Here is a 15797-nt window from a genome sequence, read left to right on the forward strand (position 1 = left end):
GTTCGCCTCCGCCTGGGGCGCTTAGGGGAACAGCGATGCTCAACAGACGAAGTGTGCTCGCCGCGGGAGGCGTCGCGGCGGGAGTGTTCGGTGTGCCGCAACTGCTCGCGCCCGCAGAGGGTCACGAGGACTCGACGCACAGTGAGCACGCGAAGGCGTTCGTGGAGTCGAAGACGTTCAGCGGCACAAAACCGGAGATAGTGCCGTGGACACGCGCGATGCCCGTGCCGCCGGTGCTCAAACCGTTGGTGTCCACCGCGAAACAAGAGGTCTACCAGCTCTCGATCGAAAGAACGACGGCGGAGATCCTGCCCGGCCTCAAGTCGCCGGTCATGGGTTTCGGCGGTCAGTTCGTCGGCCCGACGATCAGGGCCAAGACCGGCCGCAAGACGCTGATCATGTTCCAGAACAAGATGGACGAGGCCGCCAACGTCCACCTGCACGGCGGTCACGTGGCGCCCGAGCACGACGGCCACCCCAAGGATCTCATCGAGCCCGGCCGCACCCGCCTCTACCTCTACCCGAACTCCCAGCAGGGCACGACCCTCTGGTACCACGATCACAGCCACGGCAGCGAAGCCGCGCACGTCTACTTAGGACTGCACGGCGCCTACGTGATCGAGGACGACTCCGAGAAGGCGCTGAACCTGCCGTCCGGCGCCTACGACATCCCGATCCTCCTTCGCGACATCCAGTTCGACGACAGCGGCAACATCGTGGTCTTCGACGACCCCAGCAAGCGCACGGTCGTGCTCGCCAACGGCGTCCCGCAGCCCTACTTCGAGGTCGCGGCCCGCAAGTACCGGTTCCGCCTCATCAACTCCGCCAACCAGCGCGTCTTCAAGCTCAAGCTCGTCGGCGACAAGTTCACCCGCATCGGCTCGGACGGCGGCCTGCTCGCCGGAACGCTCGAACAGGACGAGCTCGTCCTCTCCTCGGCCGAACGCTCCGACGTCGTCATCGACTTCTCCAAGTACCCCATCGGTTCCAAGCTGATCGTCACCGACGCCGTGGCGGGTGAGATCCTCCGGTTCGACGTGGTCCGCCGCGCCTCCGACTCGAGCCGCGTCCCGGCCGCACTGCGCCCGTTGCCCGCGATGCCTTACTCCACAGTGGACCGCGAGGTCGACCTGTCGTTCGTCTTCAAGCCCAACGAACGGCCCGACGGCGTGATCAACGGCAAGGTCTTCGACATGGACCGCGTCGACTTCACGATCAAACGCGGCACCACCGAGACGTGGCTGATCAAGAGCTCCGACCCGACCGGCGTCAAGCACAACTTCCACCTGCACCTGGTCCAGTTCCGCGTGCTGGAGCGCAACGGCGGCCCGCCCCTGCCCGGCGACGCGGGCCTCAAGGACACGATCCCGATCACCGCGGGCGAGACGGTGAAGGTGCAGGCCACGTTCACCGGCTACACCGGGCGCTACGTCTACCACTGCCACTTCCTCGAACACTCGTGGATCGGCATGATGGCGCAGCTCGAAATCGTGCCTTAGCTGACCTGGCGCCGCAGTTCCCACACCACGTCGACTCCGACGCGGTTGCCGATCGCGGGCTCGCGCGGCGGTGTGCGGCGGCCGATCTCGGTGAACCCGAGACGCCGCGGCACACCGCTGCTCGCGACGTTGGCTTCGTCGTGCCAGATCTGGACCCTGCGCACGCCCTCGAGCGAGAACGCGAGCTCGACCAGTTGCGAGGCCGCGTTCGTCGCCAGGCCACGGCCCGTGTGCGCGGGATGCAGCCAGTACTCGATCTCCACGAGGTCGTTCTCGTCCGTGCGGTCCGCGGTGGCCACGCCGACGATCTCGCCGTCGACGGTGATCGCGTGGTGGAACATCGTGCCGCGTTCCCACGTGCTCACCGCGATGCCGAGGAACCCGGCGGCGGTCGACGCGTCGTAATCGCCTGCCGCCCAAGGCATCCACGGCCGCAGATGCGGGAGCGACTCCTGAACGACCCGGATCAGCTCGTCGAGGTCGGCTTCGGTCAGCCTCCGCAGCTTCATCATTCGATGCTATGGGTGAAGTAGCGCGTGCCCACCGAGACCACGAGCAGGTACTGATGCCTGCTCGTGATCTCCCGGTGCACGCGTACCCGATCGACCTCAGTGGCCTCGTGGTGCAGGTAGTCGACGGCCGGGAGTGCGCGCTCGAACTCGTCTGGCACCTGGCCGGCTTCACCCCAGCTCAGCCGCACCGTCCACCGATTGTTGCCGAGATAGCCGTCGTAGGCGACGCTCGGCAGAAACGACGCGTCGTACTTGCGAGTTCCTTCCGGCCGGCCGTGGAATTCGTGGTAGTAGTCGAGCGCCATGCCCAGGTCGTTGGCTTTCGGCCACCCGGCGGTGATGAGGGCGTCGTTCAGCGACTGCGTCCGCGCGGTGAAGTCACCGTCGAAACCGTAGTAGCGCGTTGTGCTCCAGTAGCAGCTCACGTCCCACCACTGCTTGGTGAAGATCCCCTTGGTGTTGCCCGGCTCGAGGGTGCAGGAGTCCTCCGTCGCGCTCGGCCCGCGTTCGAGCCACTCGAGCGCGTCGATCGCGGCGAACGTCGGTGTGGTCTGGCCGGCCAGCTCGGCGCGCACAGGGCCGAGCGCAGGCGGTTTCACGAGCCGCTCGGCCTGTGCACGCGGATCACTGACCGCGCACGCCGCCGTCACCGCGAAGATCAGCGGTAACAGCACCATCCTCCCCATACTTCACTTTGTAGCGCAGATGCGTGACGCCCACGCCCTCAATGACCGAAAGCGGTCCCTCCAGCTCGAAACCCTTGCCCGGCGCGAAGAACGGGGTTCCGCCACCGAGGATCACCGGCACCAGGTCGAGGAAGATCTCGTCCACCAGTCCGGCGTCGAGAGCCTGCCGGGCGACCTCACCCGAGTTGAGGCCCACGACCTTGTCGCCGGCCTTCACCCCGGCGATCTCGATGGCCTTCTCGATGCCGTCGCTGCAGAAGGTGAAGTGCTCGTTGTCCTCCAGCGGCCGATGGGTGAGCACGACGGTGTGCACGCCCATCGGGTGCTGTCCGCCCCAGCCGTTGGTGAAGTCGTAGAGCCTTCGTCCCACCACGAGCGCGCCGGTCGCCTGGACCATCCCGCTGAAGTAGGCGGCGCTCGCCGGCGTGAGGTGGAAGGTCATCGAGCCGGTGGGGACCGTGTACGCCACGTCGCCCGACTCGTACCAGCGGAACAGCTTGTCGAAGCCGGAGAACTCCGGACCCGAGACGTAACCGTCGATCGAGGTGCTCGCGCCCGTGTAGACCTTGCTCATCGGTGCCTCCTGTGTCGTGTTCCTGTACCGGCACGTCGAACCAGGAGCGGGCCGGATCGACACCGGGCCCGGGAGCACATACCGATCAGCCGATGGGGTCCGGCAGCTGGGTCACCTCGTAGCCGCAGTCGAGGACATCACCGGTGGCCGGGTCGCGCAGCTCGACGCGCCACTTCGACGCGAACTGCTCCACGCCGTGGTGCATCGGGATCGTGCCGGACAGCAGGACGGTGCCGGGCTTGAGCAGGCCCAGGTCGCGCAGCCGGTCGACCCAGTACTGCGGGGTCAGCAGCTCGGCGAGCGTGCCGCGCTGGATCTCCACGCCGTCGGCCCACGCGGTCAGCTCGATCTCGTCGATGCGGTCCGCGACGTCCGACAGGCGCCACGCCTTGCGGCCCAGCACGTCCGGGCTCGCGTTCTTGCTCCACGCGACGCCGTGCACCTCCAGCGCGCGGTCCGTGTGGTCGCACGCGACGGTCAGCAGCACGTCGTTCTCGGTGACGATCAGGGCCCACTCGGCCTCGCCGGACGTCTTTTCGTGCTGAGCCGGGACCGTCGTCGTCTGCTGCGCGAGGTACGGCGAGACGGGGTAGAGGCTCGGCGTCACGGACGGCGCCGGCACGCCCAGCTCGGCGAGTTCGCGCACGTGAGCGGCCACGTCGTCCTGGCTGCGACCTGCATACCCGCCGTTCAGCAAGGTCGTCACGGAGACCTCGGCAACGGTGCCGTCGGGAAGGTCGAAGGCCAGTGTGCAAGCGGTAGACATGCGGTACTCCTTGCGCATACGAGTTGTATACAGGCAGTATTACCGCATGCCGCCCCACACAGCAACGACACCAACGCCACACGACGTACCTCGTTCAGCGCTGGTACGCGCGTTCGTGGCCTCGCTCTCCGGTACCGCTCTGGAGTGGTACGACTTCGCGATCTACAACGTCGCCGCGGCCGTCGTGCTCGGCCCGTTGTTCTTCCCGAGCTCCGAACCGCTCACCGCCACACTGCTCGCGTTCTCGACGTATGCGGTCGGCTACCTGTCCCGGCCGCTCGGCGGGTTCCTGTTCGGCAGGCTCGGCGACAAGATCGGGCGCAAACGCGTGCTCGTCACGACGTTGCTGATCACCGGTATCGCGACGCTGCTCATCGGCCTGTTGCCGACGCACGCCGCGATCGGCGGAGCAGCGGGTGTGCTGCTCGTGCTGCTGCGGTTCGCGCAGGGCGTCGGGCTCGGCGGCGAGTGGGGCGGCGCGGTGCTGCTGTCCAGCGAGTACGGCAACCCGAAGCAGCGCGGTTTCTGGGCGTCGGCGGCTCAGATCGGCCCGCCCGCCGGCAACCTGATGGCGAACGGCGTGCTCGCGCTGCTCGGGGTGGCGCTGTCGGACGCGGCGTTCATGTCGTGGGGCTGGCGCGTGGCGTTCCTGCTGTCCGCGGTGTTGGTGATCTTCGGCCTGTGGATCCGGGTGAAGCTGGAGGAAACCCCGGTCTTCAAGGCGATCGAGGAGCGCGGCGACCGCCCGTCCGCGCCGGTCAGCGAGGTGTTCCGGACTCAGCGCCGTCCGCTGGTCGCCGCCGTGCTGTGCCGCGTCGGTCCGGACGTCCTGTACGCGCTGCACACCGTGTTCGTACTGACCTACATCACGACCCAGCTGAAGCTGCCGCGCAACTGGGGTCTCATCGCGGTGCTGATCGCCTCGGGCTTCCAGCTGTTCCTGATGCCGCTCGCGGGCTGGCTGTCCGACCGGGTCAACCGGCGCGGTCTCTACGCGGTGGCCGCGGTGTGCGGCGCGGTGTGGCCGTTCCTGCTGTTCCCGCTGATCGACACCAAGTCCTGGCCGTTGATCGTGCTCGGAGTCGTTGTCGGACTTGGCTTCCACGCGTTCATGTACGGACCGCAGGCGGCGTTCATCGCCGAGCAGTTCACCGAACGCCTCCGCTACACCGGCAGCTCGCTCGCCTACACGCTGGCCGGCGTGATCGGCGGCGCTGTGGCGCCGTTGCTGTTCACGGCGCTGTTGGCGAGCTTCCACACGTGGGTGGTCGTGGGCGTCTACGTCAGCGTGGCGTGCGTGGTGACGCTGATCGGTCTGCGCCTCGGCCGCGATCCTCAGCCCGAGGAGGAGATTCAGCCGTTCAGCAGCACTTTCAGCGTGGTGTCCAAGTGAGCGGTGATCGCCGCGGTGGCCGCGCCGACGTCTCCGGACTCGAGCGCGGCCACGATCGCGTTGTGCTCGTCGATCACGGCCTGCTGCCTGTTGTGCGCCCGGTACAACGCGACCACACCCGCGCGCACCTGCCGTGCGCGCAGCCCCTCGTAGGTCTTCGCCAACAGCTCGTTGCCCGTCGCCGCCACCAACAGCGCGTGGAACTGCCTGTCGACGTCGATGAACTGCCGCGGGTCCTCGACGAGCCACCGCTGCTGCTCGATGAGCTCGACCATCTTCCGCAACGGCACAGTGCCCTCGGCCATCGTGCGCTCGGCCGCATACCGCTCGACGACACCACGCAGCTCCATCAGCTCCGTGATCTGCCGCGACGACAACGGCGCGACGTACGCGCCCTTCTTCGGCACCAGCTGCACGAGGTCTTCAGCCGCGAGCAGCAGCAACGCCTCACGAATCGGCGTGCGGGAGACGCCGATCTGGTTGGCGACGTCCTGCTCGCTGATGAACCGCCCCTGCATCTCGGGGTCGGCGAGGATCGTGTCCTTCAGGAACTCGTAAGCCTTTTCCCTGCCGGACAAGCTGTCTGCAGCCTGCATACAACATGTATACCAGAGGAGGATCATGCGCATCGCGCTGTCTCAGATCAGCTCCACCGCTGATCCGGCCGAAAACCTGGCCACCGTCCGCACCCAGGTAGCAGCCGCGGCAGTCCAGGGCGCTCGCATTGTGCACTTCCCGGAAGCCACTCAGTGCCGTTTCGGCGTCCCTCTCACCCCGATCGCCGAACCGCTGGACGGCCCGTGGGCCACCGCCGTGCGCTCAATCGCCGACGAACACAACGTCGTCGTAGTAGCCGGCATGTTCACGCCGGGCATCGACGGCCGCGTAGCCAACACCACTCTCGTGACCGGCAACGGCCTGCACCTCGGCTACGACAAGATCCACCTGTTCGACGCGTTCGGTTTCCGCGAGTCCGACAGCGTCACCCCAGGCGACAAGCCCGTGACCTTCGACGTCGACGGCACCACGTTCGGCCTCGCCACCTGCTACGACGTCCGCTTCCCCGAACTCTTCCGCGCCCTGGCCGACACCGCCCCGGTGATCCTCCTGGGCGCCTCCTGGGGTGCGGGCCCCGGCAAAGCCAACCAGTGGGACCTCCTGACCCGAGCCCGCGCCCTCGACGCCACCTCCTGGGTCCTCGCCTGCGGCCAGGCCGACCCCGGGATCGATTACGGTTCCGCCCCAACGGGAATCGGCCGCAGCGCCGTGATCGACCCGCTCGGCACGGTCCACGAGCGCCTCGACGGCCCGCCCGGCACAATCCTGTCCGATGTGGACGTTCCGCTGGTCGACGAGGCCCGTGTGATGTTGCCAGTCCTGGCCAACCGGAGGCTCTAGATGCGTTCGGAACATGAGTTCTTCCCGGTGGACGCCGTGGCCTGGAGCCCGGCCGACCCCGGGATCACCGAGCGAATCCTCAGCCACGACCCGGAAACCGCGACCCTGACCCGAATCGCGCGCTGGCAACCGGGCCTCGAAACCTCAGGCGTGATCCGCCACGACTACCACGAGGAGGTCTACCTCCTGGAGGGCGACCTGACCGACCTGACCCTCGGCAGAACCTTCGGCCCGGGCCACTTCGCGAGCCGCCGCCCGGGAATGCCGCACGGTCCATATCGGACGGACAAGGGCTGCGTGATGCTGGAGATCCGCACCGCCTGACGCCTACCGCCTGACGCCTACCGCCTGACGCCTACCGCCTGACGCCTACCGCCTGACGCCTACCGCGCGAGCGCGTTCCGGTAGACGTGCCACGCGATCACCAGGTCCTGCATCGGCAGCCCGGCTGGGCTGTACACGGTGACCTGGTCGGCATGAGTTCTGCCGGGGTGGTCGCCGCGCAGCACCGCGCCGATCGTCGTGTCCGCCTTGACGTGCACGCGCCGGCCCGGATCGGACGAGCCGGCAGCCAGCACGGCGGTCAACTCGTCCGCCAGCCTGGGCAGGTCGATCTCGGCATCGCCCGCGCCCACCACCATGACCATCGCCCCATGGTGCACGATGGTGGATCATGAAGGGGTTGATCATCGACTTCGGCGGCGTGCTCAGCACTCCGTTCGAGGACTCCGCGAAGGCGTTCTGCAAACGAGAGGGCATCGAGCCCAACGCGTTGACGAACGCGCTGAAAACCAACGCGGCCCTGGTCTCAGACCTGGAACGCGGGGCAACGACACAGCAGCACTTCAACGAGGTCATCGGGTTGCAGCTGAAGCTCTTCCCGGACGACCTGGTCGAGCGGATCACCCGCGGGATCGCGCTGCGCGAGGACGTCGTCAGAGCGGTTCACAACACCAGAGCCAAGGCCGTGGTGCTGACGAACTCGCTGGGCTCCGAGCCGTTCGACCTCTACGAGCGCTTCGACCTGGACATGGACGTCATCGCGTCGGACCGCTACAGGATGCGCAAGCCGGAGCCGGAGATCTACGCCCTCGCGGCCGCCACCATCAAGACCGATCCGAAGGACTGCCTGTACGTGGACGACTCGGCGAAGTTCCTGGAACCGGCCAGCGCCCTGGGCATGACCACGGTGCTCGCGACGAGCCCGGAGGTCACGATCAAGGCGCTGGCCGAGTACTTCTGAACCCCAGTACTTCTAGACCCAGCGAACGTGGGTGCCGTCGCGCACGGTGCCCACGTACTCCTCGACGAGGTCCTCCAACGCCACGACGCCGAACACGGTGCCGTCAGCCGACACCGCGCGCGCGAGGTGCGACTGCGCGCGACGCAGAGCAGCCAGGGCCTCGTCCAGACGAGCGTCAACGGGCACCTCGGGCAGCCCGCGCACCCGAGCCCGCGGCACCAACGTCGCGGCGCCCTCCAGGTCCAGCACGTCCTTGACGTGCAGATACCCGATCAGTCCGGCATCCGACAGCACCGGGAAACGCGAGAACCCGGTCGCGGCCACGGCGGCTTCGATCTCGCCGACCGTCGGAGACGCCGACACGGTGGTCAGCCGGTCGAGAGGCACTAAAACGTCGGCCACCGTGCGTTCGGCGGAAGACAACGTCTGCGCCAGGCGACGGTGTTCCGAGTCCTCCAGCAGGCCCTCGGAACGGGACTGGCCGATGAGCAACGCCAACTCGTCCGGCGTGTAGGCCGACTCCAGCTCTTCGACGGGCTCCACGCCGAACCGGCGCAGCACCCACCGGCCGGCCAGGGTGAACAGGGCCAGGGCGGGCGCGATCATCCGCGAGAAGCCGTAGTGCACCGGGACGAGCCACACCGCGGCTCGTTCGGGGCCGGCGATGGCGAGGTTCTTCGGCACCATCTCGCCGAGGATCGTGTGCAGGGCGACGACGATGACCAGCGCCACCGCGAACGCCACACCGTGCACCACGGCCAGCGGCAGGCCAACGGCGCCGAGGGGGCCCTCAAGAACCGATGCCAAGGCAGGCTCGGCGATCGCGCCCAGACCCAACGAACACAAGGTGATGCCCAGCTGCGCGCCCGCGATGAGCAACGGCAGCTGCTGCGAGGCCTTGATGGCGGTGCGGGCGCGGGCAGAACCCTTGTCCGCCAAGGCTTCCAACCGGTCACGACGCGCGGTGATCACGGCGAACTCGGCACCGACGAAGAAAGCGTTGCCGGCCAACAACAACACAACAACCAAGAAATTCACGACGACACCACCCGCAGCTCGGCCACGCGGTGGCGGTCCATCCTCATCACGGTCACCCTCCAGCCGTCGACGCGGATCTCGTCGCCGACGTCGGGAATCCGGCCCAGCCGCGACAGCACCAGACCGGCCAGCGTCTCGTAGTCGCCGGAGGGCATGTGGAACCCGGTCGCCTCTTCCACCTCGTCGTCGCGCAACAACCCCGACACGAGCCAACTGTCCTTGCCCAGCGACCGGACGGGCGGTGCCTCGCCGCGGTCGTGCTCGTCGCGCACGTCGCCGACGATCTCCTCGACGACGTCCTCCAGCGTCACCAGACCAGCCGTGCCGCCGTACTCGTCGACGACCAGCGCGGTCTGCAGGCCCGAAGCACGCAGCCGGTCCAGCAGAGCGTCACCCTCCAGCGTCTCCGGCACGGAGTACACGGGACGCGTCAGAGCGGAGAGAGGAGTCGTCCGGCGCAGAGCAGCGGGCACGGCGAATGCCTGCTTCACGTGCACCATGCCGCGTACGTCGTCCAACGAACCGTCGTGCACGGGGAAGCGCGAGAAGCCGGTCTCGCGAGCCTTCAGCACGAGATCGGCGACCGTCGCGTCGGCGCGCAGAGCCTCGACGCGCACGCGTGGCGTCATCAGCTCGCCGGCCGTGCGGTCACCGAACCTCAACGACCGGTCCAGCAGCACCGCAGTGCCCTGGTCGAGAGTCCCGTGCTCGGCGGACGTCCGCACCAGCGCGCCCAGCTCCTCCGGCGAGCGCGCGGACGCCAGCTCCTCGACCGGCTCGACGCCGAAGCGGCGCACCAGCCAGTTCGCGGAGCCGTTCATCCAGTTGATCAACCAGCGGAAGACCGTGGAGAACGCCGCCTGGATGCCGACGACGAGCCGCGCGGTCTCCAGCGGCTTCGCGATCGCCAGGTTCTTCGGCACGAGCTCGCCGAAGATCATCGACAACGCCGTGGCGATCGCCAGCGCCAGAGCCAGCGACACCCCGCTGGCCACGGCATGAGGCACGCCCACACCGGTCAGTCCCGGCTCGATCAGCGCCGCGATCGCGGGCTCCGCGATGTAACCGGTGATCAGCGTCGTCAACGTGATCGCGAGCTGTGCGCCCGAGAGCTGGAACGACAACGTGCGGTGCGCACGATCGATCGTGCGAGCTTTCGCGTCACCGACCTCGGCGACGTGCCGCTCGACCGTGCTGCGTTCCAGAGCGGTCAGCGAGAACTCCGCCGCCACCGCGATGAAGGTGCCCGCTGTCAGCGCCACGACGGCGAGCAGACCGAGCACGCTCAGAAGTATTCCGGTCACCTGCGCGCTCCAAAGCGACTAGGGACCGGGCAAATATGCCAGCCAGGGCCAGACCCCATGGGGACGGCTCAACTCCTCGTGAACTAAGTACGTGATTAGCCAGACGAGTCTAATTGTGGGCAGTCGAGGCCCTGAGCACCACCTCGCCCGCCACACGGACGGTGCGGGCCTCGTCACCACCGGCGTCCAGCACCAGGCCCGCCGCGAGCTCGCCCATCTCCTCCAACGGCAGCCGCACGGTCGACAGCGCAGGCACCGTGTCGCGCAGCGTCGGAATGTCGTCGAACCCCGCGATCGACATGTCCTCCGGCACCCGCACACCGCGTTCCCGCAGCGCAGCCATGGCGCCCATCGCCATCACGTCGGTCACGGCGAACACACAGGTGGCCTTCGACTTCGACCCCAGGAGCTCGAGAGCGGCCTCGTACCCGCCGTCCCGGGTGAACGCTCCGTTGATCACGACGGGCGGCGCGATCCCGGCATCGGCGAGCCCCGCCTTGAACCCGGCGAGCCGATCACGGGCCACCACGAGTTCCGAAGGTCCACCCAATACGGCGAACTTCTTGTGCCCGAGCCCGGCCAGCGCACGGGCCAGCGCACGGCCTCCCGCACGGTTACCGGGAACGACCGTGTCGGTACCGAGCTTGGCCTGGGACACGCACGCGACCCGCCCGCCCTGCTCGGTGAACGCGTCGATCTCGGCAGCCAGCCGCGACTGCGACGCACGGTCCGTGGTCCGCGAACCCGCCAACACCACCGCACGCGCCCGATGCGCACGCAAAGTAGAGAGCAGCTCCACCTCGCGCTCGGGACGGCGACCGGTCGTACCGAGAACGACGACGAGCCCGGCCTCCTCCGCCACCCGCGTCACGCCGGCCGCGATGCACGAGAAGTACGGGTCGGTGATGTCGTGGACGACCAGCCCGACCATGGAACTGGAGTTGCGGGCCAACGCCTGCGCGGACGCGTTCGGCACGTAACCGAGCTGCTCCGCGGTGCGCAGGACGCGGTCGCTCAGCTCCTCGCTGACCTGTCGCGTGCTGCCGTTGAGCACGCGCGAAGCGGTCGCCAGCGACACACCCGCCTGCTTGGCCACCTCGGCGAGCGTCACCTGTCGTGCGGACACGACCACCTCCATCAACGCGCAATTGAGCGCTGAGACTAACTCGCGCGGAGGTTGACGGCCGTCAAGCGCCGCGATTAGCGTGGCGGAAAGCGCTTTCCAGCGCTGCTTCCAGGGAGGTGTGATGGCGGTTCGGACCATCGGAGTGGCGGTCAACGGCGTCACCGGGCGGATGGGTTATCGCCAGCACCTGGTCCGGTCCCTCCTCCCGCTGCGCGACGAAGGCGTGCGGTTGCCGGACGGGACCGTGATCAAGGTCGAACCCGTGCTCGTGGGTCGCAACGCGGACAAGCTCAAGGAGATCGCGGAACGGCACGACCTCGCGCGCTGGACCACGGACCTCGACGCGGCGCTGGCCGACCCGAGCGTCGAGATCTACTTCGACTCGCAGGTCACCTCGAAGCACGTCGAGTCGATCACCAAGGCTCTGAACGCGGGCAAGCACGTCTACACCGAGAAGCCGGTCAGCGAAACCGTCGAGGAAGCCGTTCAACTCGCTGAGCTCGCCGACGCCAAGGGGCTGAAGCACGGCGTGGTCGCGGACAAGCTCTACCTGCCCGGCATCCGCAAGCTCAAGCGGCTGATCGACGGCGGCTTCTTCGGCCGCATTCTCAGCGTGCGCGGGGAGTTCGGCTACTGGGTCTTCGAGGGTGACTGGCAGCCCGCGCAACGCCCGAGCTGGAACTACCGGGCGGAGGACGGCGGCGGCATCGTCAGCGACATGTTCTGCCACTGGAGCTACCTGCTGCACAACCTCTTCGGGCGCGTCGAAGCGGTCACGGCGAAGGCCGTCACGCACATCCCGACGCGCTGGGACGAGCAGAACACCGAGTACGCGGCCACCGCTGACGACGCCGCGTACGGGATCTTCGAGATCGAGAACGGCGTCATCGCCCAGATCAACTCGTCCTGGTGCGTGCGGGTGCGCCGCGACGAGCTGGTCGAGTTCCAAGTGGACGGCACCGAGGGGAGTGCGGTCGCGGGGCTGCGCGAATGTTTCGTGCAGCCCCGCGCCGTCACGCCGAAACCGGTCTGGAACCCGGATCTCCCGGTCACGCACCCGTTCCGGGACCAGTGGCAGCAGGTGCCGGACAACGAGGAGTTCGACAACGGCTTCAAGGTGCAGTGGGCGGAGTTCCTGCGGCACGTCTACCAGGGCACGCCGTTCCCGCACGACTTCCGCGCGGGCGCGCGGGGTGTCGCACTCGCGGCCGCCGGTCTGCAGTCCTCTTCGGAGGGTCGGCGCGTGGAGATCCACGATGTCTGAACGGGTTGTGTTCGCCGCGGCACACGTTGTGGCGAAAGACGAACGCACGGTCGACTGGGACGCGACTTTGAGGTTCCGGCACCACCTGTGGTCGCACGGCCTGGGTGTCGCGGAAGCGATGGACACCGCTCAACGCGGCATGGGCCTCGACTGGCCGACCGCCGCCGAGCTGATCCGCCGCAGCGCCGCCGAGAAGACCGGACGGATCTGCGCGGGCGTCGCCACTGATCACCTGACCGGCGAGGTCGATCTCGACGGCGTGCTCAAGGCCTACCTGGACCAGCTCGACGTCGTGCAGGAGGCGGGCGCGCAGCCCGTCCTGATGTGCTCGCGGCAGCTCGCGGCGACCGCTCGTGGACCCGAGGACTACGCCGACGTCTACGGCAAGCTGCTCGACAACGTCAGCGAACCGGTGATCCTGCACTGGCTCGGCACCGCGTTCGACCCGGCGCTGGCCGGCTACTGGGGCGCGGCGGAGGTCGACGAGGCCACCGACAACTTCCTGGCGATCATCGCGGCACGTCCGGACAAGGTCGACGGCGTGAAGGTGTCGTTGCTCGACGCGGACCACGAGATCGGGCTGCGGCGCCGGCTTCCGGCCGGAGTGCGGTGCTACACCGGCGACGACTTCAACTACCCGGAGCTGATCGCGGGCGACTCGGAGGGCTACAGCGACGCGCTGCTCGGGATCTTCGACCCCATCGCGCCGGTCGCCGCGACCGCACTGGCGAAACTGGCAGAGGGCGACACAAAAGAATTCCACCGGATCATGGCGCCGACAGTTCCGTTGTCACGCCATCTGTTCAGCACACCGACCTACTACTACAAGACCGGCGTGGTGTTCCTGGCGTGGCTGGCCGGGCACCAGGAACAGTTCCTGCTGCTCGACGGCCTGGAAACCGCCCGCAGCGTCGAGCACCTGGCCGAGGCGAAACGGCTCGCGGAGATCGCGGGTGTGATCGAACCGGAGTTCGCGGAACGGCGGTGGCGGCAGTGGCTCGCCTCTCGCTGAACCAGGCGACGATCAAGCGCGCGTCCGTCGCGGAAGCAGTCGACGGGTGCGCGCGGCACGGCATCGAGTCGATCGGGTTGTGGCGCGAACCGGTCGCGGACGCCGGCCTCGCGCGCTCCGCCAAGATCGTCCAGGACGCCGGGCTGCGGGTGTCGTCGTTGTGCCGCGGCGGATTTCTGACGGCGGTCGACAACCGTGCCGCGCTGGACGACAACCGGCGCGCGATCGAGGAAGCGGCGGCGCTGGGCACCGACACGCTGGTCATGGTCGTCGGCGGCGTGGCGGGCGACAAGGACCTCATCGGCGCACGTCAACGCGTCGCGGACGGCATCGCGGAGCTGTCCGTTGAGGCAAAGGCCTCCGGTGTCGTGCTGGCGTTGGAACCCATGCATCCGGTGTTCTGCGCGGATCGCGGTGTGCTGTCGACGTTGGCGCAGGCGCTGGACATCGCGGAGAAGCACGAGTCGGTCGGCGTGGTCGTGGACGCGCTGCACGTCTGGTGGGACCCGGCGCTGGACGAGCAGATCGTGCGCGCGGGGGAGCTCATCGCCTCGTACCAGGTGTGCGACTGGCTCACCCCGGTGCCGGCGGACGTGCTGCTGGGCCGCGGTTATCCCGGTGACGGAGACATCGACCTCGACCGTTTGACCAGGCACGTCGCCGCGACGGGCTATGCCGGCGACATCGAGGTGGAGATCTTCAACGCCGACATCTGGGCGGCGGATTTCGACGAGGTGATCGAGGAGGTGGTGCGCAGGTACCACTCCATTGTGGAACCAGCGCTGTAGTTCAACGCGGGGAAGCCGGTCGTCGACGGCGGCGACGACCGACCCCGGCGTTGGTATGTATATATCCGAAAACCAGAGGTCTTTGGTCCAGTTTTCAGATAAATCTCAGGAATCAGCCGCCGTTGACGAACCTGTAAACCTTTGCACGGTGTTTCGGCTTCGTGGTCGTGATCTTGATGACGGCGTCGAACATGGACCGGCCGAGCTCGGCGCGACCTGCGACAGCGGGGTGCGTGGTGCTGAAGTCCTGGTCGTTCTGCGCCTTGTCACCGGCGAACGTGCCGGACGCGAACATCGAGTAGATCAAGATTGCCCGATTGTCCTCGCTGAACATGATCCCGGCTTCATTTCGGCCGTCCTCGAACCACCCGGCCTTCGTCGCGACGCGCAGCCGCTCGTTGGTCGTGAGGTTCAGCCGCACGCCGTCGGTGAAGCTCGCCGTCGCCCGCAGGATGTTGAGCAGGTAAGCCGTCGACGCCGCGGACAGCAGCTGGCCGTCGACCAGCTTCGACAGCAACGTGTGCATCTCGCGCGCGGTCGTGGTGCCGAGGAAGAACCGGTTCGGGTTCGCGACCGGCACGACCTGCGTGTGCACGAAACCCTTGTCCCGCAGGATCTGGTTCAGCTCCAGCGCCGGCACGACCAGGCCGCACAGCCGGACCGCCGTGTTGTCCGAGACCGTCAGCAGGTTCGCGAGCGCGTGGCCGACCGTCACCTTGCTCGGGTAGGCCCCGTCGAGCGCGAAGATGCCGTCGGTGTCCTGGATGACGATGGCCTCGGTGACCTCGACCTGGTCCGTGAGCTTGATCAGCCCGCGGTCCACCTTGTCGAGCACGGCGACCGCGACGGCCACCTTGTTCACGCTGTAGGCCTCGACGACCTTGTCCGCTTCCTCGTCGACGGCGGCCCTCGTGTTGCCGTCGAGGTCGGCCACGGTGATCAGGGACGACCACGTGCCCCGGGCTTTTCTGACCTGCCTGCGGTAGACCTGCGCCACGCGCTTGCGTGACCTCTCCGCGCTGGTCGGGAAGCGCTCGATCTCGACCTCCCCGTCTTCCTGCGCCTGTGCTGCACCGGTGGAGCCGAGCACGGCCGTCGCGGCCGCGACGGATCCCAGCCCGAACACGGACCTGCGGTTCAAAGTCATGCGAGGTATCAAAACAGGCGGCACTGACACTTCCCTGACTAGGGTTC

At 67.8% G+C, this 15797-nt stretch carries 18 protein-coding genes; 8 read left to right on the forward strand and 10 right to left on the reverse strand.

The annotated features are described in order from the left end of the window. Nucleotides 1–35: 35 nt before the first annotated feature. Nucleotides 36–1499 carry a multicopper oxidase family protein gene (locus AB0M24_RS06430; protein ID WP_363761806.1) on the forward strand — a complete coding sequence of 488 codons (1464 nt, stop codon included), beginning with the start codon at nucleotides 36–38 and terminating at the stop codon, nucleotides 1497–1499. Here AB0M24_RS06430 and AB0M24_RS06435 read toward each other — a convergent pair. The 4 genes from AB0M24_RS06435 to AB0M24_RS06450 all read right to left on the reverse strand — a co-directional run bounded on the left by AB0M24_RS06435 (nucleotide 1496) and on the right by AB0M24_RS06450 (nucleotide 4037). Next, a complete protein-coding gene (locus tag AB0M24_RS06435; protein WP_363761808.1) occupies nucleotides 1496–2008 on the reverse strand; it encodes a GNAT family N-acetyltransferase in 513 nt (170 codons plus the stop codon). The two genes, AB0M24_RS06430 and AB0M24_RS06435, sit on opposite strands and share 4 nt — an antisense overlap. Then, nucleotides 2008–2688: a hypothetical protein gene (locus tag AB0M24_RS06440; RefSeq protein ID WP_363761810.1), complete on the reverse strand. Its 681-nt coding sequence runs from the start codon at nucleotides 2686–2688 to the stop codon at nucleotides 2008–2010. The genes AB0M24_RS06435 and AB0M24_RS06440 overlap by 1 nt, the downstream gene beginning before the upstream one ends. Continuing rightward, nucleotides 2636–3271 carry a dihydrofolate reductase family protein gene (locus tag AB0M24_RS06445; RefSeq protein ID WP_363761812.1) on the reverse strand — a complete coding sequence of 212 codons (636 nt, stop codon included), beginning with the start codon at nucleotides 3269–3271 and terminating at the stop codon, nucleotides 2636–2638. Before AB0M24_RS06445 ends, AB0M24_RS06440 begins: the two co-directional genes overlap by 53 nt. Nucleotides 3272–3356: 85 nt before the next feature. Continuing rightward, complete coding sequence (locus tag AB0M24_RS06450; RefSeq protein WP_363761814.1) at nucleotides 3357–4037, reverse strand: DUF2848 domain-containing protein; 681 nt, start codon at nucleotides 4035–4037, stop codon at nucleotides 3357–3359. A 46-nt stretch (nucleotides 4038–4083) separates the two neighbouring features. On the opposite strand from AB0M24_RS06450, the gene AB0M24_RS06455 reads away from it, so the two are divergent. After that, the gene (locus AB0M24_RS06455; RefSeq protein WP_363761816.1) at nucleotides 4084–5430 is read left to right on the forward strand and encodes an MFS transporter; all 1347 of its coding nucleotides are present in this window, start codon (nucleotides 4084–4086) and stop codon (nucleotides 5428–5430) included. On the opposite strand, the gene AB0M24_RS06460 is transcribed toward AB0M24_RS06455, so the two are convergent. Beyond that, nucleotides 5391–6026 (reverse strand): GntR family transcriptional regulator, encoded by a 636-nt coding sequence (locus AB0M24_RS06460; protein ID WP_363761818.1) that lies wholly within the window; start codon nucleotides 6024–6026, stop codon nucleotides 5391–5393. The two genes, AB0M24_RS06455 and AB0M24_RS06460, sit on opposite strands and share 40 nt — an antisense overlap. A 25-nt stretch (nucleotides 6027–6051) precedes the next feature. Between AB0M24_RS06460 and AB0M24_RS06465 the strand changes: the two genes are divergently transcribed. Together AB0M24_RS06465 and AB0M24_RS06470 are read left to right on the forward strand one after the other, a co-directional pair. Continuing rightward, the gene (locus AB0M24_RS06465) at nucleotides 6052–6828 is read left to right on the forward strand and encodes a carbon-nitrogen hydrolase family protein (protein ID WP_363761820.1); all 777 of its coding nucleotides are present in this window, start codon (nucleotides 6052–6054) and stop codon (nucleotides 6826–6828) included. Further along, a complete protein-coding gene (locus AB0M24_RS06470) occupies nucleotides 6829–7152 on the forward strand; it encodes a cupin domain-containing protein (protein WP_363761822.1) in 324 nt (107 codons plus the stop codon). A gap of 59 nt (nucleotides 7153–7211) precedes the next feature. Here the strand turns inward: AB0M24_RS06470 and AB0M24_RS06475 are convergent, their stop codons facing one another. After that, nucleotides 7212–7475 (reverse strand): hypothetical protein, encoded by a 264-nt coding sequence (locus tag AB0M24_RS06475; RefSeq protein ID WP_363761824.1) that lies wholly within the window; start codon nucleotides 7473–7475, stop codon nucleotides 7212–7214. 26 nt (nucleotides 7476–7501) lie between these two features. Between AB0M24_RS06475 and AB0M24_RS06480 the strand changes: the two genes are divergently transcribed. Next, nucleotides 7502–8071, forward strand: coding sequence for an HAD-IA family hydrolase (locus AB0M24_RS06480; RefSeq protein ID WP_363761826.1), 570 nt, complete (start codon nucleotides 7502–7504; stop codon nucleotides 8069–8071). A gap of 12 nt (nucleotides 8072–8083) precedes the next feature. On the opposite strand, the gene AB0M24_RS06485 is transcribed toward AB0M24_RS06480, so the two are convergent. The 3 genes from AB0M24_RS06485 to AB0M24_RS06495 all read right to left on the reverse strand — a co-directional run bounded on the left by AB0M24_RS06485 (nucleotide 8084) and on the right by AB0M24_RS06495 (nucleotide 11539). Then, entirely contained in the window at nucleotides 8084–9109 is a 1026-nt protein-coding gene (locus AB0M24_RS06485) for a hemolysin family protein (RefSeq protein ID WP_363761827.1), read from the reverse strand. Beyond that, the gene (locus AB0M24_RS06490) at nucleotides 9106–10413 is read right to left on the reverse strand and encodes a hemolysin family protein (RefSeq protein WP_363761829.1); all 1308 of its coding nucleotides are present in this window, start codon (nucleotides 10411–10413) and stop codon (nucleotides 9106–9108) included. Before AB0M24_RS06490 ends, AB0M24_RS06485 begins: the two co-directional genes overlap by 4 nt. Before the next feature lie 109 nt (nucleotides 10414–10522). Next, nucleotides 10523–11539, reverse strand: a complete 1017-nt coding sequence (locus tag AB0M24_RS06495) for a LacI family DNA-binding transcriptional regulator (RefSeq protein ID WP_363761831.1) — start codon at nucleotides 11537–11539, stop codon at nucleotides 10523–10525. A 121-nt stretch (nucleotides 11540–11660) separates the two neighbouring features. Here AB0M24_RS06495 and AB0M24_RS06500 point away from each other — a divergent pair, with 121 nt between their 5' ends. From AB0M24_RS06500 to AB0M24_RS06510, 3 genes are read left to right on the forward strand one after another with little or no spacing between them, the layout of a single operon-like run. After that, nucleotides 11661–12803 (forward strand): Gfo/Idh/MocA family oxidoreductase, encoded by a 1143-nt coding sequence (locus tag AB0M24_RS06500; protein WP_363761833.1) that lies wholly within the window; start codon nucleotides 11661–11663, stop codon nucleotides 12801–12803. Next, nucleotides 12796–13815, forward strand: coding sequence for a dihydrodipicolinate synthase family protein (locus AB0M24_RS06505; protein WP_363761835.1), 1020 nt, complete (start codon nucleotides 12796–12798; stop codon nucleotides 13813–13815). Before AB0M24_RS06500 ends, AB0M24_RS06505 begins: the two co-directional genes overlap by 8 nt. Continuing rightward, complete coding sequence (locus AB0M24_RS06510; RefSeq protein WP_363761837.1) at nucleotides 13797–14603, forward strand: sugar phosphate isomerase/epimerase family protein; 807 nt, start codon at nucleotides 13797–13799, stop codon at nucleotides 14601–14603. Before AB0M24_RS06505 ends, AB0M24_RS06510 begins: the two co-directional genes overlap by 19 nt. A 112-nt stretch (nucleotides 14604–14715) precedes the next feature. Here the strand turns inward: AB0M24_RS06510 and AB0M24_RS06515 are convergent, their stop codons facing one another. Then, nucleotides 14716–15750 (reverse strand): serine hydrolase, encoded by a 1035-nt coding sequence (locus tag AB0M24_RS06515; protein WP_363761839.1) that lies wholly within the window; start codon nucleotides 15748–15750, stop codon nucleotides 14716–14718. Nucleotides 15751–15797: the final 47 nt, after the last annotated feature.

This window comes from Lentzea sp. NPDC051838 (assembly GCF_040681245.1).
Taxonomy (GTDB): Bacteria; Actinomycetota; Actinomycetes; order Mycobacteriales; family Pseudonocardiaceae; genus Lentzea.